This window comes from Paraburkholderia sp. WS6, assembly GCF_030464835.1.
Taxonomy (GTDB): Bacteria; Pseudomonadota; Gammaproteobacteria; order Burkholderiales; family Burkholderiaceae; genus Paraburkholderia; species Paraburkholderia madseniana.
Map to the genome: position 1 here is coordinate 1 of NZ_JALQCK010000010.1, position 21941 is coordinate 21941.

Genomic DNA, 21941 nt, shown 5'->3' on the forward strand with positions numbered 1-21941 from the left:
CGCGTGGCCTTCGTTGGCCTGGCCGTTCTTGTGCGGCACCATCCGCACGACCTCGTTGCCCTTCATCTCAGCCTTGAACGAGCAGCCGACGCCGCAATACGCGCACGTCGTGACCACCGAATGCTCGGCCTGGCCGAGCATGATGACGGTCTTCTCCTGCAAGGTCGCGGTCGGACACGCGGCGACGCACGCGCCGCACGATACGCATTCCGATTCCATGAACGGCTTGTTTTCGCTTGCCGCCACGCGCGATTCGAAACCGCGCCCTGCGATGGTCAGTGCGAACGTGCCTTGCGTTTCTTCGCACGCGCGTACGCAGCGATTGCAGACGATGCACTTCGACGGATCGTACGTGAAGTACGGATTCGATTCGTCCCTCTTGTCCTTCAGATGGTTCGCGCCATCGAAGCCGTAGCGTACTTCGCGCAGGCCGGTGACACCTGCCATGTCCTGCAATTCGCAGTCGCCGTTGGCGGGACAAGTGAGGCAGTCGAGCGGGTGATCGGAGATGTACAGCTCCATCACGTTACGGCGCAGCGATTGCAGACGATCGGTTTGCGTGCGGACCTTCATGCCGGCTTCGACAGGCGTCGTGCACGAAGCGGGGTAGCCGCGCTTGCCTTCGATCTCGACCAGGCACAAACGGCACGAGCCGAACGGTTCGAGCGAATCGGTCGCGCAGAGCTTGGGCACGTTGACGCCGGCTTCGACGGCGGCGCGCATCACGGAAGTGCCGGCCGGAACCGTCACCGCCTGGCCGTCGATTTCCAGCGTGACGTCGACGTCGGCATGACGCGCGGGTGTGCCGTAGTCGGTGTCGTCAAAGAACGAGCGGGGCGCACGTTGCGCTTGTGCTTGCGATTTGCACGCGCAGTTACCGGAGCCGCAGCCGCCACCCAAGGGGACTTCCTTCGGGGCGCCAGCAGGGGAGTTGAGCACATCGGACATGTGAGGCTCCTGGGTCAGGCCGCAGCCGCTTTGGGCGCGTGGTCGTGTACGTTGTCGAGACCGAAGTCTTCGGGGAAATGGTCGAGCGCGGACAATACCGGGAACGGCGTCATGCCGCCCATCGCGCAGAGCGAACCGGACACCATCGTGTCGCACAGATCGCGCAGCAACTGCACTTGCCGCGTGGACGTATCGCCGTTGCGGATCCGTCCGATCACTTCGACGCCGCGCGTCGAGCCGATCCGGCACGGCGTGCATTTGCCGCACGATTCCAGCGCGCAGAAGTGCATCGCGTATTGCGCGAGTTCGGCGAGATTCGACGTGTCGTCATGCACGACGATGCCGCCGTGGCCGACCACCGCGCCGACGGCCGCGTACGCTTCGTAGTCCATGGGGATGTCCCACTGGCTTTCCGGCAAATACGTGCCGAGCGGGCCGCCGACCTGCACGGCGCGTGCCGGGCGTCCGCTTGCCGTGCCACCGCCGTAGTCGTAGAGCAGTTCGCGCAGCGTGACGCCGAACGCCAGCTCGACCAGGCCGCCTTGCTTCACATTGCCGGCGAGCTGGAACGGCAGCGTGCCGCGCGAGCGGCCCATGCCGAAGTCTTTATAGAACGCCGCACCGCGCGCGAAGATGATCGGCACCGTCGCGAGTGTGATGACGTTGTTGATCACCGTCGGCTGGCCGTAAAGGCCGACTAGCGCCGGCACCGGCGGCTTCGCGCGCACGATGCCGCGTTTGCCTTCGAGCGATTCGAGCAGCGCGGTTTCTTCGCCGCAGACATAAGCGCCTGCGCCTTTCGCCACGAACAGTTCGAAGCGGTGCGCCGCCGAGCCGAGCACGCTGTCGCCCAGCCAACCGGCGGCGCGCGCTTTGGCGATCGCGGCTTCGAGCGTCGCGATCGAGTGCGGATATTCGCTGCGCACGTAGATATAGCCGACTGTCGCACCGGTCACGACGCCCGCAATGATCATCCCTTCGATCAGCACGTACGGGTCGCTTTCCATCACGAGACGGTCGGAGAAGGTGCCTGAGTCGCCTTCATCCGCATTGCAGACGATGTATTTCTGCGCCGCTTTCGCGCCGCGTACCGTGCGCCATTTGATGCCGGCGGGGAAAGCTGCACCGCCGCGGCCGCGCAGGCCGGATTCGATCAGCGCTTCACAGGCGGCGTCGCCGTCGGTTTTCAATGCTTGCTTGAGACCTTCGAGGCCGCCGTGGGCGACGTAGTCGTCGACGGAAAGCGGATCGGTGATGCCGATGCGCGCAAAGGTCAGGCGCTGCTGCTTCTTCAGATACGGTATGTCATCGACCACACCGACACGGCGGGCGTGCTCGCCACCTTCGATGAAGCCGGCGTCGAACAGCGCGGCAACGTCGCTCTCTTCGACGTTCGCATAGCCAACTCGGCCTTCAGCCGTCGCAACTTCGACGAGCGGTTCGAGCCACAGCAAACCGCGTGAACCGTTGCGAACCAGTTCGATTGCAATGCCGCGGCGTGCGGCTTCGGATTCGATCGCTTGAGCCAGAGCATCGGCGCCGAGCGCGAGCGCCGACGAATCGCAGGGAACGTAAATGCGCGTCATGCCGTCACCTCCACGCATTTGTTGGCGGCGGCGAAGAGCGCGTCGAACTTTTGCGGTGTCACTTTCGCGTGCAGCGTGCCGTTGACCATCATCGCCGGCGACAGTGCGCATTGTCCGAGGCAGTAGACCGATTCCAGTTCGACCGTCGCGTCATGCCGATGCTCCGCATCAAAACGGCAGCCAGTCTGCGCCTCGATATGCTGTGCGAGCGCCTCGGTGCCCATGCTGCGGCATGCTTCGGCGCGGCACAGTTGCACCGTGACGGGTGCGGCGGGTTGCGTGCGGAAGTGATGGTAGTAGGTGATGACACCGTGCACTTCCGCGCGCGACAGGTTCATGGCACGTGCGAGAGGCGCAACCGTGTCGGGCGGCACGTAGCCGAGTTCGTCCTGAATGGCGTGCAGTACCGCTAGCAGCGACCTGCCCGGCTGCGCGTGACGCTGCACCAACTGCTCCGGCGCGACGGCGATGGAATCGTCCAAGTGGGGGCTCCTCCAAAGTCATATATGCACTTGTCATTCATAATGCGCGCACATATGCTTCGTATATTCGATATGGGATAGCCGAACAATAGGCGGGTGATACGCCTCGTGCAATAGGAAAGAGTTGAACATATATGATCAGGATCGAGTGCCAGGCGCAACTGGTTGTGAAGGGCCCGGATGGCCGTGAGGCAAGCCTGTCGGACGTCGTGCCGCTGCTGGCGCTGGTGGACGAATCCGGCAGCATCGCGCAGGCGGCGACGCTTAAGGGTTTGTCCTACCGCCACGCGTGGGGTTTGTTGCGCAGCATCGAGGAGCGTTTGGGTGGCCCGCTGATCGCGAAGGAGCGTGGGCGAGGTTCGGTGCTGTCCGAGCTCGGTCAGGCCGTGCTGCGCGCGCAGCGCCTGTGCGGCGAGCGGCTCGACGGCAACATGCAGGCGCTGGCGAGCGAAGTCGCCAGCGACCTGAACCGCTGGCTCGCGCCGGCCGCCGACGACGTGCGGATCTACGCGTCGCACGGTTACGCCGTGGCGGCGCTGGTGACGGCGCTGGTCGCAAACGACTTGCCGGTCGATATCAAATACCGCGACAGCGCGGACGCGGTGAGCGCGCTCGCCCGCGGCGAATGTGATCTGGCCGGCTTTCACTTGCCGCTAGGCGAGTTTCGCGCGGCATGCGCCGATACCTATCGGCGCTGGCTCGATCCGCAGCGTCACGTGCTCGTGCATCTGACGAAGCGCAAGCAGGGCCTCTTTCTCGGCAAGGGGAATCCAAAGGGCATCGGCGCCCTGAGCGATCTCGCGCGCGACGACATTCGCTTCGTCAATCGTCAGCCCGGTTCTGGGACGCGCATGCTGCTCGATCTCGCGCTACGAAAAGTCGGAGTCGATCCGGATCGGGTCAACGGCTATGCGTCGGCGGAACTCACGCACTCGGCGATCGCGGCGTTCGTGGCAAGCGGCATGGCAGACGTGGGTTTTGGCGTCGAGCCGGCGGCGCATCACTTCGGGCTCGACTTCATTCCGATCGTCGACGAAGACTATTACTTCGCCTGCGACCGCGCCCGCCTGGAGCGCGCGCCGCTCGCAACGGTGATCGGTTTGCTGCGCGGCGCGGCGTTTCGGCATGGCGTCGAACAGCTCGAAGGTTACGATCCACGCGACTGCGGCAAGCTGCTCGATCTCGATGTGGGACTTGGTCCAGGTGCGGTGTAAGCAACTGTAAACAAATTGGTGCCGTCGCCGCTGCGACGGGCGTTTGTTTGGGATAATCTCTATCCTTCCGCTTACGCCTTAACCGCGCGCTATGCCGCGCTGAACCGATATGAAAGTTCTTCTTCACGCATGTGCTGCGGCAGCGACGGCCGGGGTGCTTCTCGCCACCGCTTCGGTTGCTTTCGCACAGAATTCGCCGGGTGTGCCGGGCGGTATCCTGCAAGATCAGTTCCGTCTTGCCGAGCATCCGCAGATGCCATTTGCGGCGTCCGCGCCCTCGGACAAATTCCAGTCCAACAAAAAGTCAGCCATGCGCAAGCGCGGCGACAATGGCGATCCGAACGGGTGTAATTTGCAGTGTCCTAAAGACGAATAAGCGAATCAGCGCTTTCGTGTTCCGTTTTGTATTCGTTCGAGACGCCGGCTTGCAGCCGGCGTTTTCGATTGAGTGTTTTTACAAAGTCTCTCGGTTCTGGCCCGTCGTTCAGCGGCTATCGGTTATGGCTTTGCCGTGTGCCACATGTCCTTGAAGCCGTCCCCCTTCATGTCGCCCGCTTGCTTGTCGGCCGCGTAGCGATACAGTGGATGGCCTTTATAAGCCCATTGCTGTTTGCCGTCGGCCGACGGAATCACGGTCCAGTCGCCTGACGGCTTGTCCGACGAGCTCGCTACCGCAGCAGGCCAATAGCTCGTGCAGCCGCCGGTGCAGGCGCTCGTGCCGGGCGTGGTGTCTTTGTCGAAGGTATAGAGCGTCATGCCGTCCGCCGTGACGAAGCGGCCATCGACGATCTTCGGGGCTTCGGCAAAAGCAGTCTGCTGCAGTGCGAGGAGAGTCAGCGTGGAGAGGCAGAAGAGAGTCTTGCGCATGATGTCGGCTCCTGATTTTGGTGTTGGTCTCGCGCGGAACGCAGCGTGCGGTCGCGCGTGGGGAATAAACGATTGAAGGGATGCGTTTATTCCCTTGGCTTCACGCAGCTTTGATACGCGCCAGCAAAAAGGCCCGCTCGATGAGCGTGCCTTCTGTTTTATAGGTAGCCAACAAAAAACCCGCAAGCAGCAGGCCGCTTACGGGTTTTGAGTGAGTCTTGATGGTGCAGCTTCAAACGATGTTCTGGTGGAGGCGGCGGGAATCGAACCCGCGTCCAGAAGCACTCTACGACTAGTTCTACATACTTAGTTCTGTCATTTGATTTAACCACCACGACGCGGACGAACACGCTGCGTGACGGCGATTCACTAGATTTTCGACCTTGGCGTCGTGACGCCGCCAAGACTTAACTGACGTATATGACCTCTGTCGGTATTGCTACCGGTCTTGCGACTCTAGCCCGTCAGTGAACTAGGCAGAGGACGGCGGCCCTTAGGCTGCCAGTGCGAACGTTTCGTCGTTTGCAGTTACGTTTTTCCCATTGATTAACGAGGTGACGGGTCCTCGGTATGCCCTAGCCGCTTCGCAACCCCTGTCGAAACCAGGTCGCCCCCGCGGTTCGTTGCCCAAAATGTCTGGGCCAGACGGAGATTTTACAATAGTTTGACGGCCACGTCCTGGCTGATTGCCTTGATGTCTTGTCGTCCTGGTAGGCTGCTGCGCTGTCGTGGCGAAGCGGCAACGCGCCGCATTGCGTACGCCATGTCTGCCGCGTTCACTGTATGCGCTCAGCCGCTCAGCCCTTCACTCGATGTCGCGTAGCAGCTTCTGCAATTCCGAGGGCGAGTGCACGACATGCTGCGCGTGCCATTGCGTCGGCGGAATGTCGTTGCCGCAGTAACCGTAAGCGGCCGCGATGGTCTTCATGCCGGCCGCAAAACCCGCCTGCACATCGCGTAAGTCGTCGCCGACGTAGACGATGCGCTCCGGCACCACATCCAGCTCACGTGCGGCGTGCAACAGGGGCGCGGGGTGCGGCTTCGAATGCGGGGTCGTGTCGCCGCTCACCACGCAGCCGGCGCGCTCTTCGAGGCCGAGTTGCGCGATCAGCGGCTCGGTGAGCCTTGCTACTTTGTTCGTCACGATGCCCCAGCGCACGCCCCGCGCGTCGAGATCGTCGAGCAATTCGGGAATGCCGGGAAACAGCGTGGTCTCGATACACAAGTCTGCTTCATAGTTGGCGAGAAACTCCTCGCGCATCGACGCGAACTCGTGATCCTCGGGGCCGATGCCGAACGCCCCGCCGATCAGCCCGCGCGCACCCGCGGACGCGAGCGGCCGCAGGTCTTCGAGCGGCACCATCTGGAGGCTGCGATCATGGCGCATTTTGTTGACGGCGGCCGCAAGATCCGGCGCGGTATCGGCCAGTGTGCCGTCGAGGTCGAACAGGACAGCCTGGCAAAGACCGAGCGCGTCGTCGTTGTCTTCGCGTTGAGGCAGGGGCGTGGGATCGCTCATTGATTGGGTTGAGTCCGGGCAGGTCGGGGCGGATCAGACGTCGCGGCGGCAGGCGAGCATGTAGTTCACGCTCGTGTCGGCGGACAGCGTGAAATGCTTGCTGAGCGGGTTGTAAACGATACCTTTGATGTCGACCGTGCGCAGGCCGGCGGTGCGCACGAAGCTCGCCAATTCCGACGGACGGATGAAGCGCGCGTAGTCGTGCGTCCCCTTGGGCAGCATCCGCGCGATATATTCGGCGCCGATCACCGCAAACAGATACGACTTCACATTGCGGTTCAGCGTGGAGAAAAACACCCAGCCACCGGGTTTCACGAGCGTTTTGCATGCTTCGACAATGGCGGCCGGTTGGGGCACGTGCTCGAGCATTTCCATGCAGGTGACGACGTCGTAAGTGCCCGGTTCGCGGGCGGCCAGTGCTTCGGCGGCGATTTCTTCGTAACTGACGGTTACACCACTTTCAAGGCTGTGAAGATCCGCCACGCCGAGCGCCTGGGTCGACAGGTCGATTCCCTTCACATGCGCCCCCAATCCCGCCATCGACTCCGACAGAATGCCGCCGCCGCAGCCGATATCCAACACGGTTTTGCCGGCGAGATGCGCGTGTGCGTCGATCCAGCTCAGGCGAATCGGGTTGAGTTCATGCAGCGGTTTGAATTCGGCATTCGGGTCCCACCAACGATGCGCGAGGTCGCTAAATTTCTGCAGTTCGTGGGGATCGGCGTTGGTCATGGCGGAAGCTGCCTCGATGAGAGCGTTGAGCGGGCGCTCGAGGATAAACCCTGAGTATATAGGCCGAGCGACGGGGCGGCAAAATGCCGCCCCGTGGCTGGCGCATCCTGTTCCGGCAGCTCGGGCGCGTGCTCGGAGGAGAAGGCAAGCAGCGCCCATAGCAGCGGCATAAAAAAAGCCCCGCCGAAGCGGGGCTTTGATACTGCGGTAATTTGTAGCTTACTGCTTCGAAGTACCGACAACTTCGACTTCCACGCGACGATCCGGTGCGAGGCAAGCGACGAGTTGCTTGTGGTTCTTCTGGTTGCAACCGGTCGTGACCGGGTTGCGCTTGCCCTTGCCTTCCGTATAGATACGGTTGGATTCGATGCCCTTGCTCACGAGGTACGACTTCACAGCTTGAGCGCGGCGCAGCGACAGGCGGTCGTTGTACTTGTCCGAACCGATACGGTCCGTGTAACCCGTTGCAACGATGACTTCCAGGTTCAGCGAGCCGACCTTCGATGCCAGATCGTCCAGCTTTTCCTTGCCAGCCGGCTTCAGGATGGCCTTGTCGAAGTCGAACAGAGCGTCAGCTTGATACGTAATCTTTTGGCTCGTAATAGCCGGTGCAGGAGGTGCAACCGGAGCCGGCGGGGTCGGAGCCTGGGCAACCAGGGCGCCATCGCACTTAGCGTTGGCCGTTGCCGGCGTCCAGAATGCATCGCGCCAGCAAAGCTCGTTCGTGCCGTTCATCCACACGTATTCGCCGGTACCATTCACCCAGTTGTCGTTCGTAGCTTGTCGCGACGCCGGCACCGATTGCGCCATGGCGGATGCAGCCATAACTGCGGTAGCTGCAATGAACGCGAGCTTTGAAAGTTTATTCATATTTCTCCTCTCGAAATTGAGATTACCGCAGGTTTACTGCGAGCCTGTTGACGAAGACAAGTCATACATTGCTCGAAGTATAACATCGGTGTAGAACAAAAAACGTGCTGTGTAGACTTCGAGCAGTGTCTAACTCTTTGTGCGTTGGCATTTTGCCATATCGTTCCCTTCCAACGATAAAAAAATCTGCCCCCAATCAAATCACCCTCCAATTGTGGTGCATGCGCAACAGAAGCAATCCGCTGTAGGCGCCGCCAGTCATGGCTGAGCGGCGAATTGCCCCACGCACAAATCGAGCCTGCCCTGATTTCATCATGGGGCGTTCAGGCGCCGTTTCCGCTCGTCTGCTAATAGGTATACGTACCCCAGTCGGGGGCGGATGCGCGGCATGTTAGAATCGCGTGATGCGTTGCGCCTGCAATGCTTACGCGAAGGCGCGGCGAGTTGGGCTTCAAGCGAGCTTCACGCCGTCGCCTTGGCACGTAAAAGATACGGATAATGGATCAATTCGCCAAAGAGACTCTGCCAATCTCCCTAGAGGAGGAAATGCGCCGTTCGTATCTCGATTACGCGATGAGCGTGATCGTGGGGCGTGCGCTTCCCGATGTTCGCGATGGCCTGAAGCCGGTGCACCGGCGCGTGCTGTACGCGATGCACGAACTGAACAACGACTGGAACCGGGCGTACAAGAAGTCGGCGCGTATTGTCGGCGACGTCATCGGTAAATATCACCCGCACGGCGACACGGCTGTTTACGACACCATCGTCCGGATGGCGCAGAATTTCTCGCTGCGCTACATGCTGGTGGACGGTCAGGGCAACTTCGGTTCGGTCGACGGCGACAACGCCGCGGCAATGCGGTACACCGAAATCCGCATGGCAAAGATCGGCCACGAGCTGCTGGCCGATATCGACAAGGAAACCGTCGACTTCACGCCGAACTACGACGGCAGCGAAAACGAACCGGCCATCCTGCCGGCGCGTATTCCCAATCTGCTGATCAATGGCTCGTCCGGTATTGCGGTCGGAATGGCGACCAACATCCCGCCGCATAACCTCAACGAGGTTGTCGACGCATGTCAGCATCTGCTGAAAAACCCGGAAGCCACGATCGACGAACTGATCGAGATTATTCCGGCGCCTGACTTCCCGACCGCCGGCATCATCTACGGCGTGGCCGGCGTTCGCGACGGCTATCGCACCGGCCGCGGCCGCGTGGTGATGCGCGCGCTCACCCACTTCGAGGAAATCGACCGCGGTCAGCGCATGTCGATCATCGTCGACGAATTGCCGTACCAGGTGAACAAGCGCTCACTTCTGGAGCGCATCGCCGAACTGGTCAACGAGAAGAAGCTCGAAGGCATCTCCGACATCCGCGACGAATCCGACAAGAGCGGCATGCGCGTCGTGATCGAGTTGAAGCGCGGCGAAGTGCCGGAAGTGGTTCTCAACAATCTGTATAAGGCGACCCAGCTTCAGGACACCTTCGGCATGAACATGGTCGCGCTGGTCGACGGCCAGCCGAAGCTGCTGAACCTGAAGGAAATGCTGGCGTGCTTCCTGTCGCACCGCCGGGAAGTGCTGACGCGGCGCACTGTATACGAACTGCGCAAGGCCCGCGAACGCGGCCACGTGCTCGAAGGTCTGGCCGTCGCGCTCGCCAACATCGACGAGTTCATCGCGATCATCAAGGCCGCGCCGACACCGCCGATCGCCAAGCAGGAATTGATGGCGCGTCCGTGGGATTCGTCGCTGGTGCGCGAAATGTTGTCGCGCGCCGAGACGGAAAACGCGTCGGCCGGTGGTCGCGAGGCTTATCGCCCTGACGGTTTGAATCCGTCGTTCGGTATGCAGTCCGACGGCCTCTACCGCTTGTCCGACACCCAGGCTCAGGAAATCTTGCAGATGCGTCTGCAACGCCTGACGGGTCTGGAGCAGGACAAGATCATCGGCGAGTACCGCGAAGTGATGGCGCAAATCGCCGACCTGCTGGACATTCTGGCTCGCCCGGAACGCATTACGGCGATCATCGTCGAGGAACTGACGTCGATCAAAGCCGAATTCGGCGACGCGCGCCGCTCGAAGATCGAGCTGAACGCAACCGAGCTGAACACCGAAGACCTGATTACGCCGCAAGAGATGGTCGTGACCATGTCGCACGCCGGCTATGTGAAATCGCAGCCGCTGTCTGAATATAGTGCGCAGAAGCGGGGTGGTCGCGGCAAACAGGCCACGGCGATGAAAGAAGACGACTGGATCGATACGCTGTTCATCGCGAACACGCACGATCACATCCTGTGCTTCTCGAATCGTGGTCGCGTCTACAGCGTGAAGGTCTATGAGGTGCCGCAAGGTTCGCGGAACTCGCGCGGCCGTCCGATCGTCAATATCTTCCCGCTTCAGGACGGCGAGAAGATTACGGTTGTCTTGCCGGTAAAGGAATTTTCGGCTGACAAATTCGTCTTTATGGGCACCGCGCTAGGAACCGTAAAAAAGACGCCGTTGGAAGCCTTCAGCCGCGTGTTGCGCAAGGGTATTATTGCGGTCGGTCTGGATGACGGCGATTACCTGATCGGTGCCGCCATTACAGACGGCCAGCACGACGTGATGCTGTTCTCGGATTCGGGCAAGGCAGTTCGCTTCGACGAGAACGACGTGCGCCCGATGGGCCGCGAGGCGCGCGGCGTACGCGGCATGCAACTCGAAGACACCCAGAGCGTGATTGCGTTGCTGGTGGCCGGCGACGAGCAGCAGTCGGTGTTGACCGCGACCGAAAACGGCTACGGCAAGCGCACGCCGATCACTGAGTACACGCGTCACGGGCGCGGCACGAAGGGAATGATCGCGATCCAGACGTCGGAGCGTAACGGCAAGGTCGTCGCCGCCACGCTGGTGGATCAGGAAGCGCAGATCATGCTGATCACCAATACGGGCGTGCTGATTCGTACGCGCGTATCGGAAATTCGGGAAATGGGGCGCGCAACCCAAGGTGTTACACTCATCAGCCTTGACGAAGGGACCAAGCTTTCAGGTCTGCAACAGGTTGCTGAGGCGGAGGCCGATATCGATGTGGAAGGCGACACCGAAGGTCCTGCCGAAGGCGACAACGGCGGTGAAGACGGTGGTGCGGCCTGATTCGCGTCGGCAGCTTTCAGTCTCAGTTATTGGTTGAAAGCTGCGCAGGGAACAATGGCGTGTCGGGCCGATACGCATCCCGCGCAGCTTGCAGTTCAAGTTAATTTCTCTTAGGGAGTAATGATGCAAAAACGATTCAAACAACTGATGTTGCTGGCTGCTCTCGTGCCGACTTTCGCTATGGCTCAAGCTCTGCAGAGCTCGGCTCCGGCGGCCCCGGCTGCTGCCGCAGCACCGGTTGATCCGGCCAAGCAGGCTGCAATCAAGGACCTGCTGGATGCAATCGACGCACAGAAACTCGTCGGCGCGATCGGCAACAGTGCCCAGATGCAAGCCAAGCAGCTGGTTCCGGCTATCCTGTCGGACGCCCTGAGCGAAAACAAGACGATGACGGACAAGCAGAAGCAGGCTTCCGTCCCGACGCTGCAAAAGAACGCAGTGCCGAAGCTGGTTGATGGCGCAGGTCAAGTGTTCGCAACGGACAACTTCCGCCAGGATGCAATGCAAGCTCAGTACGACGCTTACGCGAAGTACTACAGCACGTCGGAAATCAAAGATCTGACCGCGTTCTACAAGAGCCCGACCGGCCGCAAGTTCATCCAGGTGCAAGACCAGGTTGGCCGCGACGTCGTGAATGGCTTGATGCAAAAGTACATGCCGCAATCGATCAAGGCAACGCGCGACCAGGCTGACAAGGAAGTCGCTTCGGTCAAGCCGGCTAAGTAAATTGGCTGGATGAGTTGGCTAAATGAGTTGACTAAATAAGCCAGCGAGTTGAGTCAAAAGGTCGAAAGGCTGCGCTGACATCGCGCTAGCCGCCGCTAGGCAAGCCATATGGCGTGCCGGGTTTGGCGGGTTGGCGGTGACAATGCGATAATGGCCGTTTGCGCACACGCGCAGGCGGCCATTTTCTTTTTGAGCGCGAAGATTTTGCCAAACGCGTGTTGCCAAACGCGTGTTGCCAATTGCGTGTCGCCCAATGCGCGTCGTCAAACTCTTGTTGTCGAGTTTCGCGTCGCAAATTTTGCAACGGCTGCCTTCGCGGCTGCTAACTTCGCCGATTTTTGCGCGATCTGTTCGTTTTTTCGCGCCAGCTTCCAGGATCTCACGATGCGCGTCTTTAATTTCTCCGCCGGCCCGGCTGCCATGCCCGAAGAGGTGCTGCGTCAGGCAGCCGAAGAGATGCTCAATTGGCAGGGCAGTGGCATGAGCGTGATGGAAATGAGCCATCGCGGCAAAGAATTCATGTCGATCCACGAGGAAGCGCTCGTCGATCTGCGCGAGTTGCTTGAAGTGCCCGCCAGCCACCGGATTTTGTTCCTGCAAGGCGGCGGCCTGGGCGAAAACGCGATCGTGCCGATGAATCTGATGGGCGCGAAAGCGCGGGCGGATTTCGTCGTGACGGGGTCATGGTCGCAAAAGTCGTTCAAGGAAGCGCAAAAGTACGGCACTGTGCATCTGGCGGCGAGCGGTCAGACGGCCGACGGCTTCACGCGCGCCCCGGCTCGCTCGGAATGGCAACTGTCGGACGATCCGGCGTACGTGCATCTGTGCACCAACGAGACGATTCACGGCGTCGAGACGTTCGAGATTCCCGACCTCGGCGATATTCCGCTGGTGGCGGACGCCTCGTCGCACATCCTGTCGCGCCCGATGGACATCGCCAAATATGGCGTGCTGTTTGGTGGCGCGCAGAAGAACATCGGCATGGCGGGTGTAACCGTGGTGATCGTCCGTGAAGACATGCTGGGTCGCGCGCAGTCGGTCTGCCCGTCGGCGTTCGAATGGAAAACCGTCGCCGAGAACAATTCGATGTACAACACGCCGCCCACGTACGCGATCTACATCGCGGGGCTGGTGTTCAAGTGGTTGAAGAAGCAGGGCGGCCTTGCCGCGATGGAAGCGCGTAACCTCGAAAAATCGAAGCTGTTGTACGACACGATCGATTCGAGCAGCTTCTATCTGAACAAGGTCGAGCGTGGCTCGCGCTCGCGGATGAACGTACCGTTTTTCCTCGCCGACGAGTCGCGCAACGAAGATTTCCTGGCCGGCGCGAAAGCGCGGGGAATGGTGCAGCTAAAGGGCCACAAGTCCGTCGGCGGCATGCGGGCGTCGATTTATAACGCCGTCCCGCTCGAAGGCGTCAAAGCGCTTGTCGAATACATGAAGGAATTCGAACAGCGCAGCGCCTGATTGTCGCGGACATTAAGGCGCGCGCATCCTTTCCAGCACGCATTTGTGCAGCAGCTACCGGCAGGGCCGTTTTCACGCATGGACGACGAACTCAATACCCGACTCAAACCCCTTCGCGAACGCATCGACGCGCTCGACGCGCAACTGATCGCGCTTCTCAATCAGCGTGCCGCGGTGGCGCTCGAAGTGGGCGAGGTGAAGAAGCATTTCAACGCACCGGTGTTCCGCCCCGAGCGCGAGCAGCAGGTGATCGCGCGCTTGCAGGATATGAGCGACGGTCCGCTGGCCAGCGAGCATATCAGCGCGATCTGGCGCGAGATCATGGCCGCGAGCCGCGCGCTCGAAAAGAGCATCAAGGCCGCGTATCTCGGCCCGGTTGGCACGTATAGCGAACAGGCGATGCACGAGTACTTCGGTCAGTCGATCGAAGGCCTGCCGTGTCCGTCGATCGACGAAGTATTTCGCTCGGTCGAAGCAGGCGCCGCCGAATTTGGCGTTGTGCCGGTCGAGAATTCGACCGAAGGCGCGGTGTCGCGCACGCTCGATCTGCTGTTGCAAACCCAGCTCACGATCGGCGGCGAACTGGCGCTGCCGATTCACCACAATCTGTTGACGCTGGGCGGCGGCCTCACCGGCGTGACCCGCGTATGCGCGCATGCACAGGCGCTCGCCCAGTGCCAGGGCTGGCTCGCGACCAACGCGCCGCACCTCGAGCGCCAGGCGGTGTCGAGCAATGCCGAAGCCGCGCGCATGGCAGCGGACGATCCGACGGTCGCCGCGATCGCCGGCGATCGCGCCGCCACGCATTACGGTCTGCAGGTCGCGTATGCCCTCATCCAGGACGATCCGCACAACCGCACGCGTTTCGTGATGATCGGCAAGGAGCGCACCGGCGTCAGCGGGAGCGATCAGACGTCGTTGATCGTTTCGGTGGCGAACGAGCCGGGCGCCGTGTTCAAGTTGCTGGAGCCGTTGGCGCGCCACAGCGTTTCCATGACCCGTTTCGAGTCGCGCCCGGCGCGCGTCGGCACGTGGGAGTACTACTTCTATATCGACGTCGAAGGCCATCGCGACGAGCCGGCGGTTGCCGCCGCACTCACCGAACTCGGTCAGAAGGCCGCGTTCCTGAAGATACTCGGCTCGTATCCGCGTGCTCGTTGATGTCGGCCCAGGTGCGTGCATGTCGCCTGGGCGCGCCTGTCGCAGATTCACTTACTACTAATTAGTCGTTCGGAGATTTTCATGACAACGTCCTTCGGTCCTTCCTATGTGCGCGCGATCGCGCCTTACATCGCCGGCAAGCCGATTTCGGAAGTGGCCCGCGAGTTTGGCCTCGACGAAGCGACCATCGTGAAGCTCGCGTCGAACGAAAATCCGCTCGGCATGCCGGAATCGGCGCAACGCGCCATGGCGCAAGCGGCCAGCGAACTCGGCCGCTATCCGGACGCGAATGCATTCGAACTGAAGGCAGCGCTGAGTAAGCGCTACGGTGTGCCGGCCGACTGGGTCACGCTCGGCAACGGCAGCAACGACATTCTCGAAATTGCCGCGCATGCGTTCGTCGAGAAGGGCCAGTCGATCGTCTACGCGCAATATTCGTTCGCGGTCTACGCGCTCGCCACGCAAGGCGTGGGCGCAAATGCGATCGTCGTACCGGCCGTCAAATACGGCCACGACCTCGATGCGATGCTCGCCGCGATTACCGACGACACTCGCCTGATTTTCGTCGCGAACCCGAACAACCCGACCGGCACGTTCATCGAAGGCGCGAAGCTCGAAGCGTTTCTCGACAAGGTGCCGCGCAACGTGGTCGTCGTGCTCGACGAGGCGTACACGGAATATCTGCCGGAAGAGAAGCGCTACGACTCGATCGCGTGGGTGCGCCGTTATCCGAATCTGCTGGTCTCGCGCACGTTCTCGAAGGCGTTTGGCCTGGCGGGCCTGCGTGTCGGCTTCGCGATTGCGCAGCCTGAATTGACCGATCTGCTGAACCGTCTGCGTCAGCCGTTCAACGTGAACACGCTGGCGCAAGCCGCGGCGATCGCGGCGCTGAACGACAAGGCGTTTCTGGAAAAGAGCGCGGCCCTGAACGCGCAAGGCTATCGTCTTTTGACCGAAGCCTTCGACAAACTCGGCCTCGAGTATGTGCCGTCGGACGGCAATTTCGTGCTGGTGCGCGTCGGCAATGACGACACAGCCGGCAACCGCGTCAACCTCGCGTTGCTGAAGCAGGGCGTGATCGTTCGTCCGGTCGGCAACTACGGTTTGCCGCAATGGCTGCGCATCACGATCGGCCTGCCGGAAGAAAACGAAGCGTTCCTCGCGGCGCTCGAAAAGACGCTCGCCACCGCGTAAGCGGTTGACCTTGACCCGCGCGCCTCACTTTATGAAAGGCGCGCTTTTTCAGTGACCGACGTGGCCGCGTTTTCTTTTAATAAGCTGGTGATTTTCGGTGTCGGCCTGATCGGCGGATCGCTCGCGCGCGCGCTGCGTGAACGCGGCGAGGCGGCAGGCGCGCGAACCGTGGTCGGTGTCGGGCGTTCGTCTGCGTCGACGGCGCGCGCGCTCGAGTTGGGTGTGGTCGATGAAACCGCGGCGTTGAGTGACGACGCGGCGTTGCGTGCGGCGTTGTCCGGTGCGGATTTCGTGCTGCTTGCCGCACCTGTCGCGCAGACCCAGTCGCTGCTCGAACGCATTGCGCCGTTTCTCGACGCAGGCACGATCGTCACCGATGCCGGCAGCACCAAGTCCGACGTGGTGGCTTCCGCGCGCGCGGCGCTCGGCGCACGCATCGGCCAGTTCGTGCCGGGGCATCCGATTGCCGGCCGTGAGGCGAGCGGCCCGGATGCGGCGTTGCCCGATCTGTACGTGAATCGCAATGTCGTGTTGTGTCCGCTGCCGGAGAATGCGCCGGAAGCGGTCGAGCGCGTTGCCGCGATGTGGCGTGCAACCGGCGCCTGTGTGCGGGAGATGACGCCCGAGCAGCATGACCGCGTGCTCGCATCGGTCAGCCATTTGCCGCACGTTTTGTCTTTCGCGCTGGTCGAGCAGATTCTCAATTCGCCCGACGCCGCGCTGAAATTCTCATTCGCGGCCGGCGGCTTCCGTGACTTCACGCGCATTGCCGCGTCGAGCCCGGAAATGTGGCGCGATGTGTGCGTGGCGAATCGCGCCGCGCTGCTCGACGAGCTGGATGCCTACACAGCGGTGCTCGCGCGCTTGCGCGCGGCGATCGAAGCCGGCGACGGCGCCGCGCTTGAAGCCGTGTTCGCGCGCTCGCGCGTCGCGCGCAGCGAATGGCAGGAACAGCGCACTGCGGGGGCCGCCCTCGGCGACGCCTCGAAATAACCGGAACTGGACTCAATCATGGAATTCCTCGATCTCGGACCATTTTCCCGTGCGTCCGGCACGGTTCGTTTGCCCGGCTCGAAAAGCATTTCGAATCGTGTGCTGCTGCTCGCGGCACTCGCCGAAGGCGAAACGACGATCACGAACCTGCTCGACTCAGACGACACCCGCGTGATGCTCGACGCGCTCGAAAAGCTCGGTGTGCGCCTGAAGCGCGAAGGCGACACCTGTGTCGTGAGCGGCACGCGCGGCGCGTTCACGGCGCGCACGGCCGATCTGTTTCTCGGTAATGCCGGCACGGCGGTGCGTCCGCTGACCGCGGCGCTCGCGGTGAATGGCGGCGACTATCGCATTCACGGTGTGCCGCGTATGCACGAGCGGCCGATCGGCGATCTGGTCGACGGTTTGCGGCAGATCGGTGCGAAGATCGACTACGAAGAGAACGAAGGCTATCCGCCGCTGCGGATTCGGCCGGCGCAAATCACAGCCGACGCGCCGATCCGGGTGCGCGGCGACGTGTCGAGCCAGTTCCTGACTTCGCTGCTGATGACGTTGCCGCTGTTGCGCACGGAAAGCGGCGTGACGACCGTACAGGTGGACGGCGAGCTGATCTCGAAGCCGTACATCGAGATCACGATCAAGCTGATGGAGCGCTTCGGCATCAAGGTCGAGCGCCATGAATGGCACCGGTTCATCGTGCCAGCGGGGCAGCGCTATCAGTCGCCGGGCACGATCATGGTGGAAGGCGACGCGTCGTCGGCGTCATATTTTCTCGCGGCCGGCGCGCTCGGCGGCGGGCCGTTGCGGGTGGAAGGGGTCGGCCGGTCCAGCATTCAGGGCGACGTCGGTTTCGCCGATGCGCTCATCAAGATGGGTGCGAACCTGCAAATGGGGGACGACTGGATCGAAGTGCGTGGTGTCGGCAACGACAACGGCAAGCTCGATCCGATCGACATGGACTTCAACCTGATTCCCGATGCTGCGATGACGATCGCCGTCGCCGCGCTGTTCGCTGACGGCACGACCACGCTGCGCAACATCGCGAGCTGGCGTGTGAAGGAGACCGACCGGATCGCCGCCATGGCCACCGAGCTGCGCAAGGTGGGCGCGAAGGTGCAGGAAGGCGAGGATTTTCTCGTCGTCACCCCGCCCGGAAAACTGATTCCGAACGCTTCGATCGACACCTACGACGATCACCGCATGGCGATGTGCTTCTCGCTGGTGAGCCTGGGCGGCGTGCCGATCCGGATCAACGACCCGAAGTGCGTCGGCAAGACGTTCCCTGACTATTTCGAGCGCTTCACCGCGCTCGCTCAACCCTGATTCGCTCCTGAATCGACTGACGTGCGACTTTTTCGATGAAACCGATCCGTCCCTTTCACCAAACGCCCGTCATTACGATCGACGGCCCCAGCGCCTCGGGCAAAGGCACCGTGGCCGCGCTGGTTGCCGCGAATCTCGGCTTCCATTTGCTGGATAGCGGCGCGCTGTACCGGCTCGCCGCGCTGGCCAGCATGCGCTACAACATCGTGGCGGATGACGTCGACGCGCTTGTAAAACTGATCGACGATCTGCACATCACCTTTCGCGAGGGGTTGGCGCAGCTCGACGGCGCCGACGTATCCGCGGACATTCGTGCCGAGGAAGTTGGCAGCCGGGCCTCGGCGATTGCCGTGCACGCGCCCGTGCGAACCGCGCTGGTGGCCCGTCAGCGGGCTTTCCGTAAGGAACCGGGGCTGGTCGCCGACGGCCGCGACATGGGCACGGTGATCTTCCAGGACGCCGTGCTGAAGGTGTTCATGACGGCCAGCGTCGAGGCCCGTGCGGCGCGCCGGCATAAGCAATTGATCCAAAAAGGATTTTCTGCTAATATAGAGGACTTGCTCCGGGATTTGCGTGAGCGCGACGAGCGTGACAGTCAGCGCACGGCCGCGCCGCTCAAGCCCGCAGCGGATGCAAAGCTGCTTGATACCTCCGCATTGTCGGTCGACCAGGCGGTCGAACAGGTGGTGCAGTGGTATGAAGCATGGGTCCCGCATGCCTGATGTCCGAGTGGCATCTGAGCAGTGGGCGCAGTAGAAGCAGCGTTGTCAGTAGGTGCTCCGCGAGTGTCGTGGAGCGTGTATTAACCCCTTAACCCCGCGTGGCATTCGCATTCTTGCCGTTGTAGCTGACCGTCCGGCCAGCCGGGCACCGCGAGAACCATGCAAATTTTGATTTTTATGTCCGACCTGCAAACTTCCAACCCGAATACCGAATCTTTTGCGGCTCTGTTCGAAGAGTCGCTGACCAAGCAAGACATGCGCGCTGGCGAGGTGATCTCCGCCGAAGTCGTGCGTGTTGACCACAACTTCGTGGTCGTCAACGCTGGTCTCAAGTCCGAAGCCTACATCCCGCTCGAAGAGTTCCTGAACGACGCGGGCGAGGTAGAAGTGCAGGCGGGCGACTTCGTTTCCGTCGCGATCGACGCGCTGGAAAACGGCTATGGCGACACGATCCTGTCGCGCGACAAGGCGAAGCGCCTGGCTTCGTGGCTGTCGCTGGAAAAGGCTCTCGACAACAACGAACTCGTGACCGGCACGATCACGGGCAAGGTCAAGGGCGGCATGACCGTCATGGTCAACGGCATCCGCGCGTTCCTGCCGGGTTCGCTGGTTGACACGCGTCCGGTCAAGGACACGACCCCGTACGAAGGCAAGACGCTGGAATTCCGCGTCATCAAGCTCGACCGCAAGCGTAACAACGTCGTGCTGTCGCGCCGTGCCGTGATTGAAGCGACCCAAGGCGAAGAGCGCGCAAAGCTGCTCGAAACGCTGAAGGAAGGCGCGATCGTGGAAGGCGTGGTGAAGAACATCACCGATTACGGCGCGTTCGTGGACCTCGGCGGTATCGACGGCCTGCTGCACATCACCGACATCGCATGGCGTCGTGTGCGTCACCCGAGCGAAGTTCTGTCGGTTGGCCAGGAAGTCACCGCGAAGATCCTCAAGTTCGACCAAGAGAAGAACCGCGTTTCGCTGGGTATCAAGCAACTGGGCGACGATCCGTGGGAAGGCATTTCCCGCCGTTACCCGTCGGGCACGCGCCTGTTCGGTAAGGTCACCAACATCACCGACTACGGCGCATTCGTCGAAGTCGAATCGGGCATCGAAGGCCTGGTTCACGTGTCGGAAATGGACTGGACGAACAAGAACGTTGCACCGTCGAAGGTTGTTCAGCTGGGCGACGAAGTCGAAGTCATGGTTCTCGAAATCGACGAAGACCGCCGCCGTATCAGCCTCGGCATGAAGCAATGCAAGCCGAACCCGTGGGACGACTTCAGCCGCAACTTCAAGAAGGGCGACAAGCTGCAAGGCGCAATCAAGTCGATCACCGACTTCGGCGTCTTCATCGGTCTGCCGGGCGGCATCGACGGTCTGGTTCACCTGTCGGACCTGTCGTGGAGCGAAACGGGCGAAGAAGCAGTTCGCAAGTACAAGAAGGGCGACGAAGTGGAAGCGATCGTTCTCGGCATCGACGTCGAGAAGGAACGCATTTCGCTGGGCATCAAGCAGCTCGAAGGCGACCCGTTCAGCAACTTCGTTGCAATGAACGACAAGGGTTCGATCGTCGACGGCGTGGTCAAGACGGTGGACGCGAAGGGTGCTGTGGTTACGCTGTCGGCGGAAGTCGAAGGCTACCTGCGTGCTTCGGAAATCGCACAAGACCGCGTGGAAGATGCTCGCAACGTGCTGAAGGAAGGCGACAAGGTCAACGCGATGATCATCAACATCGATCGCAAGTCGCGTGGTATCAACCTGTCGGTCAAGGCCAAGGATTCGGCTGAGCAACAGGAAGCGATCCGCGGCCTGGCTTCGTCGGATTCGAGTTCGGCTGCTACCGGCACGACGAACCTCGGCGCGCTGCTGAAGGCCAAGCTCGACGGTCAGAACCAGTAATTGAGGAACGCCCCCAAACCTGCCGCCTGGCGGCAGGTCCCCCGCGAGGGGGGGTATAACAACACGGGGGCGGCCCGGCGTTTTCTTGCGAGGTCTGCTGCAGTATGACCAAATCGGAATTGGTCGCCCAGCTGGCTACGCGATTTCCGCAACTTGTACTTAAAGATGCGGATTTCGCGGTGAAGACGATGCTTGATGCGATGTCGGAGGCGCTTGCCAACGGTCATCGCATTGAAATTCGCGGCTTCGGCAGCTTCGGCCTTAATCGTCGTCCCTCCCGCGTCGGGCGTAATCCGAAGTCGGGCGAGAAGGTGCTGGTACCTGAGAAGTACGTACCGCATTTCAAGCCGGGCAAGGAATTGCGCGAACGGGTAGATCGACGTTCGGGCGAGCCGCTGAAGGCCGACGAGCCGGATGACGACGACCTGTAAATGCTTCGCTGTGCGCTTCGCAGCATGGCATTGGTAGCGTCAGCGGCCAAAGCCAGACGGCAAAAGACCAGAAAAAGCGCCTTCGGGCGCTTTTTTTTCGTCCGCATCTTTTGACCGTTTTTTCGTCCGCTTTTTCGCCCCTGACGCGCCGCACATTCTTCAATCGAACACACCTGCCCATGCATCCTCTTACGGCAAGATAAACCTCGCCTAAATCCTCTATCAGCCAGTTCCTGCCCAGTCGCGAGGGCATCCATTACAATACGGGTCACTTCGGCGCGGGCAACACCGTGGCGCGACGCGTCATCAAGCCGGCGTCACCCCGCAACTGCCGTCAAGAGACCTATTCATGAAATTTATCGTCTGGCTGATCCGTGTGCTGGTGTTCGTGCTCCTGCTGGTGCTCGCACTCTCCAATACACAAACTGCTACGCTGAATTTCCTCGCTGGTTACGCGTGGTCGGCGTCTTTGATTCTGATCGGCCTCGCGTTCTTCGTGGTGGGGCTGCTGGCCGGGCTGGTGTCGTCAATGCCGGGCATGGTGCGCCTGCGCATGGAGAATGGCCGGCTCAAGCGCGAGTTGCGTGTGGCGCGCGAAGCCCCGGTGGTGGTCGAACAACCGCCTATGCCGCCGCTGATCTAAGTTGTCTTCTGCCGCGCTTCTGAAGCGCGGCTTTC

The 21941-nt window shown here is 61.5% G+C and carries 21 protein-coding genes and 1 other RNA gene; 13 read left to right on the plus strand and 9 right to left on the minus strand.

The annotated features are described in order from the left end of the window. The 3 genes from M0D64_RS14170 to M0D64_RS14180 all read right to left on the minus strand — a co-directional run. Positions 1–948, minus strand: a 948-nt coding sequence (locus M0D64_RS14170; protein WP_266258157.1) for a 2Fe-2S iron-sulfur cluster-binding protein, incomplete at its 3' end; no start/stop codon positions are given. 14 nt (positions 949–962) lie between these two features. Next, on the minus strand, positions 963–2534 hold the full coding sequence (locus tag M0D64_RS14175; protein ID WP_266258158.1) for an NADH-quinone oxidoreductase subunit NuoF: 1572 nt from the start codon (positions 2532–2534) through the stop codon (positions 963–965). Next, the gene (locus tag M0D64_RS14180; RefSeq protein WP_266258159.1) at positions 2531–3016 is read right to left on the minus strand and encodes an NAD(P)H-dependent oxidoreductase subunit E; all 486 of its coding nucleotides are present in this window, start codon (positions 3014–3016) and stop codon (positions 2531–2533) included. Before M0D64_RS14180 ends, M0D64_RS14175 begins: the two co-directional genes overlap by 4 nt. 134 nt (positions 3017–3150) lie before the next feature. Between M0D64_RS14180 and M0D64_RS14185 the strand changes: the two genes are divergently transcribed. Together M0D64_RS14185 and M0D64_RS14190 are read left to right on the plus strand one after the other, a co-directional pair. Continuing rightward, entirely contained in the window at positions 3151–4230 is a 1080-nt protein-coding gene (locus M0D64_RS14185) for a substrate-binding domain-containing protein (RefSeq protein ID WP_266258161.1), read from the plus strand. 109 nt (positions 4231–4339) lie between these two features. Next, positions 4340–4606: a hypothetical protein gene (locus M0D64_RS14190; protein WP_154566299.1), complete on the plus strand. Its 267-nt coding sequence runs from the start codon at positions 4340–4342 to the stop codon at positions 4604–4606. 122 nt (positions 4607–4728) lie between these two features. Here M0D64_RS14190 and M0D64_RS14195 read toward each other — a convergent pair whose 3' ends face one another. The 5 genes from M0D64_RS14195 to ompA all read right to left on the minus strand — a co-directional run bounded on the left by M0D64_RS14195 (position 4729) and on the right by ompA (position 8218). Then, positions 4729–5097 (minus strand): hypothetical protein, encoded by a 369-nt coding sequence (locus M0D64_RS14195; protein WP_154566300.1) that lies wholly within the window; start codon positions 5095–5097, stop codon positions 4729–4731. Positions 5098–5342: 245 nt separating this feature from the next. After that, positions 5343–5712: a transfer-messenger RNA gene (gene ssrA, locus M0D64_RS14200) on the minus strand. Positions 5713–5902: 190 nt separating this feature from the next. Beyond that, a complete protein-coding gene (locus tag M0D64_RS14205; protein WP_154566301.1) occupies positions 5903–6616 on the minus strand; it encodes an HAD family hydrolase in 714 nt (237 codons plus the stop codon). 33 nt (positions 6617–6649) lie between these two features. Beyond that, positions 6650–7348, minus strand: coding sequence for a bifunctional 2-polyprenyl-6-hydroxyphenol methylase/3-demethylubiquinol 3-O-methyltransferase UbiG (gene ubiG / locus M0D64_RS14210; RefSeq protein WP_154566320.1), 699 nt, complete (start codon positions 7346–7348; stop codon positions 6650–6652). Positions 7349–7567: 219 nt separating this feature from the next. After that, positions 7568–8218 (minus strand): outer membrane protein OmpA, encoded by a 651-nt coding sequence (gene ompA / locus M0D64_RS14215; RefSeq protein WP_097390093.1) that lies wholly within the window; start codon positions 8216–8218, stop codon positions 7568–7570. A gap of 546 nt (positions 8219–8764) precedes the next feature. On the opposite strand from ompA, the gene gyrA reads away from it, so the two are divergent. Then, positions 8765–11353 (plus strand): DNA gyrase subunit A, encoded by a 2589-nt coding sequence (gene gyrA / locus M0D64_RS14220; protein ID WP_233468707.1) that lies wholly within the window; start codon positions 8765–8767, stop codon positions 11351–11353. 123 nt (positions 11354–11476) lie between these two features. Further along, entirely contained in the window at positions 11477–12079 is a 603-nt protein-coding gene (locus M0D64_RS14225; RefSeq protein ID WP_154566303.1) for a DUF2059 domain-containing protein, read from the plus strand. A gap of 18 nt (positions 12080–12097) precedes the next feature. Here the strand turns inward: M0D64_RS14225 and M0D64_RS14230 are convergent, their stop codons facing one another. Further along, complete coding sequence (locus tag M0D64_RS14230) at positions 12098–12610, minus strand: hypothetical protein (RefSeq protein WP_266258303.1); 513 nt, start codon at positions 12608–12610, stop codon at positions 12098–12100. On the opposite strand from M0D64_RS14230, the gene serC reads away from it, so the two are divergent. The 9 genes from serC to M0D64_RS14275 all read left to right on the plus strand — a co-directional run bounded on the left by serC (position 12500) and on the right by M0D64_RS14275 (position 21906). Then, positions 12500–13546: a 3-phosphoserine/phosphohydroxythreonine transaminase gene (gene serC / locus M0D64_RS14235; protein WP_266258291.1), complete on the plus strand. Its 1047-nt coding sequence runs from the start codon at positions 12500–12502 to the stop codon at positions 13544–13546. The two genes, M0D64_RS14230 and serC, sit on opposite strands and share 111 nt — an antisense overlap. 78 nt (positions 13547–13624) lie before the next feature. Further along, entirely contained in the window at positions 13625–14707 is a 1083-nt protein-coding gene (gene pheA, locus M0D64_RS14240; RefSeq protein ID WP_154566304.1) for a prephenate dehydratase, read from the plus strand. 81 nt (positions 14708–14788) lie between these two features. Next, on the plus strand, positions 14789–15901 hold the full coding sequence (gene hisC / locus M0D64_RS14245; protein WP_266258163.1) for a histidinol-phosphate transaminase: 1113 nt from the start codon (positions 14789–14791) through the stop codon (positions 15899–15901). 51 nt (positions 15902–15952) lie between these two features. Next, the gene (locus tag M0D64_RS14250; protein WP_266258165.1) at positions 15953–16894 is read left to right on the plus strand and encodes a prephenate dehydrogenase/arogenate dehydrogenase family protein; all 942 of its coding nucleotides are present in this window, start codon (positions 15953–15955) and stop codon (positions 16892–16894) included. An 18-nt stretch (positions 16895–16912) separates the two neighbouring features. Further along, positions 16913–18217, plus strand: a complete 1305-nt coding sequence (gene aroA / locus M0D64_RS14255; RefSeq protein ID WP_266258166.1) for a 3-phosphoshikimate 1-carboxyvinyltransferase — start codon at positions 16913–16915, stop codon at positions 18215–18217. Positions 18218–18252: 35 nt separating this feature from the next. Further along, positions 18253–18939, plus strand: coding sequence for a (d)CMP kinase (cmk, locus tag M0D64_RS14260; protein ID WP_266258168.1), 687 nt, complete (start codon positions 18253–18255; stop codon positions 18937–18939). Between the two features lie 159 nt (positions 18940–19098). Further along, the gene (gene rpsA / locus M0D64_RS14265; protein WP_063496917.1) at positions 19099–20832 is read left to right on the plus strand and encodes a 30S ribosomal protein S1; all 1734 of its coding nucleotides are present in this window, start codon (positions 19099–19101) and stop codon (positions 20830–20832) included. A gap of 104 nt (positions 20833–20936) precedes the next feature. Beyond that, complete coding sequence (locus M0D64_RS14270) at positions 20937–21263, plus strand: integration host factor subunit beta (protein ID WP_028200079.1); 327 nt, start codon at positions 20937–20939, stop codon at positions 21261–21263. Between the two features lie 349 nt (positions 21264–21612). Then, positions 21613–21906 carry a lipopolysaccharide assembly LapA domain-containing protein gene (locus tag M0D64_RS14275; protein WP_266258170.1) on the plus strand — a complete coding sequence of 98 codons (294 nt, stop codon included), beginning with the start codon at positions 21613–21615 and terminating at the stop codon, positions 21904–21906. Positions 21907–21941: the final 35 nt, after the last annotated feature.

What these genes read in the sequence shown, in the direction of transcription:
- M0D64_RS14195 (WP_154566300.1), bottom strand. Translation starts at nt 5,097, where the DNA reads ATGCGCAAGACTCTCTTCTGCCTCTCCACGCTGACTCTCCTCGCACTG.
- M0D64_RS14275 (WP_266258170.1), top strand. Translation starts at nt 21,613, where the DNA reads ATGAAATTTATCGTCTGGCTGATCCGTGTGCTGGTGTTCGTGCTCCTG.
- ubiG (WP_154566320.1), bottom strand. Translation starts at nt 7,348, where the DNA reads ATGACCAACGCCGATCCCCACGAACTGCAGAAATTTAGCGACCTCGCG.
- pheA (WP_154566304.1), top strand. Translation starts at nt 13,625, where the DNA reads ATGGACGACGAACTCAATACCCGACTCAAACCCCTTCGCGAACGCATC.
- ompA (WP_097390093.1), bottom strand. Translation starts at nt 8,218, where the DNA reads ATGAATAAACTTTCAAAGCTCGCGTTCATTGCAGCTACCGCAGTTATG.
- gyrA (WP_233468707.1), top strand. Translation starts at nt 8,765, where the DNA reads ATGCGCCGTTCGTATCTCGATTACGCGATGAGCGTGATCGTGGGGCGT.
- M0D64_RS14270 (WP_028200079.1), top strand. Translation starts at nt 20,937, where the DNA reads ATGACCAAATCGGAATTGGTCGCCCAGCTGGCTACGCGATTTCCGCAA.
- aroA (WP_266258166.1), top strand. Translation starts at nt 16,913, where the DNA reads ATGGAATTCCTCGATCTCGGACCATTTTCCCGTGCGTCCGGCACGGTT.
- M0D64_RS14175 (WP_266258158.1), bottom strand. Translation starts at nt 2,534, where the DNA reads ATGACGCGCATTTACGTTCCCTGCGATTCGTCGGCGCTCGCGCTCGGC.
- M0D64_RS14205 (WP_154566301.1), bottom strand. Translation starts at nt 6,616, where the DNA reads ATGAGCGATCCCACGCCCCTGCCTCAACGCGAAGACAACGACGACGCG.
- serC (WP_266258291.1), top strand. Translation starts at nt 12,500, where the DNA reads ATGCCCGAAGAGGTGCTGCGTCAGGCAGCCGAAGAGATGCTCAATTGG.
- M0D64_RS14190 (WP_154566299.1), top strand. Translation starts at nt 4,340, where the DNA reads ATGAAAGTTCTTCTTCACGCATGTGCTGCGGCAGCGACGGCCGGGGTG.
- hisC (WP_266258163.1), top strand. Translation starts at nt 14,789, where the DNA reads ATGACAACGTCCTTCGGTCCTTCCTATGTGCGCGCGATCGCGCCTTAC.
- rpsA (WP_063496917.1), top strand. Translation starts at nt 19,099, where the DNA reads ATGCAAATTTTGATTTTTATGTCCGACCTGCAAACTTCCAACCCGAAT.
- M0D64_RS14185 (WP_266258161.1), top strand. Translation starts at nt 3,151, where the DNA reads ATGATCAGGATCGAGTGCCAGGCGCAACTGGTTGTGAAGGGCCCGGAT.
- M0D64_RS14225 (WP_154566303.1), top strand. Translation starts at nt 11,477, where the DNA reads ATGCAAAAACGATTCAAACAACTGATGTTGCTGGCTGCTCTCGTGCCG.
- cmk (WP_266258168.1), top strand. Translation starts at nt 18,253, where the DNA reads ATGAAACCGATCCGTCCCTTTCACCAAACGCCCGTCATTACGATCGAC.